Source organism: Sulfitobacter sp. HI0129, from assembly GCF_001635395.1.
Lineage (GTDB): Bacteria > Pseudomonadota > Alphaproteobacteria > Rhodobacterales > Rhodobacteraceae > Sulfitobacter.
The window spans coordinates 1-2799 of sequence record NZ_LWGH01000611.1 but is presented as its reverse complement, the minus strand read 5'-3'; the positions used below and the strand labels follow the sequence as shown (position 1 = coordinate 2799).

The 2799-nt window shown below is 65.7% G+C and carries 1 protein-coding gene; it reads right to left on the bottom strand.

Translation table 11 applies throughout. The features are described from left to right. Positions 1-2799, bottom strand: a 2799-nt coding sequence (locus A3764_RS16085; RefSeq protein WP_067951770.1) for a baseplate multidomain protein megatron, incomplete at both ends; no start/stop codon positions are given.

Sequence of the window (2799 nt, the reverse complement as noted above, 5' to 3'; positions counted from 1 at the left end):
TCCGCCGGGCCCGTGCGATAAACCTCGAGTTCGATACGCAACGCATTGACGATCTGCGCATCGCCTTGATCCACACGGTCGATCCGGTATCGCTGCGCTCCGCTCCCGTCAGGCCCCGGCAGTGCGACGACATCCCCGGGGCCCAGATCAGAGCGTGACGGTGGAAGCGCAAAGCGCGCCCTGTCCCGCCCCACCCGCGCCTCCATCAGCCAGCGGAGGGCGACCTGCCGCCCCTCGCCCCGGGTCATCAACAGGTTCACCTCCGCCCCCGATACGCTGAGGGTTTTATCGTCCGAAAGTGTCGCCTCTTCTGTGATGGCCTCGAAACTTCCGTCCGCTTCAACGAACTGCACCCGCACCCGGCCCGAAAGCTCGCTCTCCGCCGCGCGGGTCCGGATCAGGGTCGCACCCAGATCATCGGTCTGTGCAAGGCGTTCGGGGTCGAGCGGCACGGGCTTCTCGCCATCCCGTTGGCGAAACTGCAACTGCCCCTCCCGCTCCACCGCGTCGAAAGCATGGCGTAGCATCAGCGGTTGCAGCGCGGCCCGACCCGTCCCGACCCGGTCCACCAGATAACCGCGCACCGCGCCATGCGTCCTGCCGGTCTCCACATCTTGCACCCCGGCTTCATCGCAGATGTCACGCACCACGGCGGAAAGCGCCCAGTTCGACGTGCGCCCGTTCAGCCAGTGGCCCCGTCCGTAGTTCTCCCCATCGCTCCAGCGGGCGCGATCGTTCGGAAAGGCGGGAAAGGGCCGCGCGTCCCAGGCCCAGGCAAAGGCGCGCGTCATGTCGATCATCGGGCCGCCGTAGTCGGCGGATACCGGATTATGCGCAGGTTGCGCCCAATAGCTCGTTACCGCGCGCAGGTATTGCATCTGCAGGTAATCGTCGCGCCCCCCGTCCGAATAATGCGGCAGACGGCTCTCGGAACTCTTCGGGTCGAGGAACTTGTTGGGCTGGTTCGTCCCCTTGTCGATGGCCGCACAGCCATATTCGGTGAACCATATGGGTTTCGACCCCGGCTGCCATGCCGTCGGCTCGGCCTCGCGAACACCGCCGATCCGCTCATGATGGGCATTGGACCACCAGCCGCGCAGGTCCTTGTAGCGATGGACCCAGGGCTCCCCATGCGCGCCGTCGGTAATGGGCGTTCTGATCTGCAGATCGCGCGCCTCTTGCGAACGGTAATACCAGTCGTAGCCTTCGCCCCCTTCGATATTCGCCCGCAGGTAATCCGCATCATAGATGCTGTTCCACCGCCCCCGGTCGAGGTGGTCGTCCCCCTCGCGCCAGTCGGACAGCGGCATGTAGTTGTCGATGCCGATGAAATCGATGGTCTCGTCCGACCAGAGGGGATCGAGGTGAAAGAACCGATCCCCGCTGCCATCCTGCGGTGCATAGCCGAAGTATTCGGACCAATCCGCGGCATAGCTGATCTTTACTTCCGGCCCGAGGATGGCGCGAACCTCCCGCGCAAGTTGCCGCAACCGTTCCACCGCGGCAAAGACACCGCCCGCACCCCGTATCTGGGTCAACCCCCGCATTTCGGAGCCGATGCAGAACGCGTCCACCCCGCCCGCCGCCTTGCAGAGCGCCGCATAGTGAAGGATAAACCGGGCAAAGCCCCATTCTGCCGGTCCCGAATACCTCACCCCCTCCGCGCTCACCGTGAAATCATCTGCTTTCGCCGCCCCGAAAAAGGCATCGACCTGCGCAGTGGCATCGTCCGTCCCATCACTGCTGAGGGGGCGGCCCGGCGCATGTTCCAGCGTGATCCGCCCGCGCCACGGCAAGACAGGCTGGCTTTGCGCGTCGCTATAGGGATCGGGCAGCATGTTTCCGGCCAGCTGCTCCATCAGGATGAAGGGATAGAACATCACCTTTTTCCCCACCGCCTGCATGGCGGCGATGGCCTCCATCACAGCGGCATCGCAGGGGGTGCCGCCATAGACCGGGCGGCCATCCTGCCGGGCGATCTGCTCGGCCTCTGCACGGGATAGGCCCGAAACCTGCCAAGGCATCGTTTCCCCGTCTATACGCACATCCTCCACCTTGGGCCGGACCCGGCACCGCCCGCAGCGCAGATCGTCGCCGAACCACGAAACCACCAGCGAAACCGCCTCCAACTCCGGCAGATCCCGCGTAAGCTCGCCCAAAGAGACGGCAAAATCAGTCTCCCCCCGTGGGGTGGCGACATTGGCGCTCCGCCGAACGCCCGGCCCCTCCAGATAATTCACCGGCGTGGTAGCAAGCGCATATTCCCCGGTTCCGGGGATCAGGGCCACACCGCGAAGGCCGTAGGTGGGGGTGAACGCCGAACCCGGCGCGCCGCGCTGCTCGGGCCGGATCACTTCAAAGGAAAACTGCGGCACCCGGTTGCCGAAACGTTCAAGCGACAGGTCCTCCACCACCACATAGGCCGTGCCGCGATAGGCGGGCACCAGTCCCGCCCCCTCTACGGCCTCCATCGCGGGGTCGGGCAATTGGTCCGCCGATCCTGTGTAAACGCGCATGTTGAGATCGCTGGCCGCAATTTCCGTCCCATCGGCCCAGACCCGGCCGATGCCCGCGATCTCACCCTCGCAGAGCGCAATCGCAAGGCTGACGCTGTAGCCGTAACTGCGCTGCCGGGGCGCGGCAGGCTGGCCCTTGCCACCGCCGCTTTCCGTCACTGTTTCGGTAAAGTCCGACGCCCAGATCACATGACCACCCAGCCGCATGCGCCCGCGCAGCTGCGCAATCGCCGCCCCCTCCCCGGCACCCGTCAGGCGGAACCTGTCGACGCGCCCCGNCTCC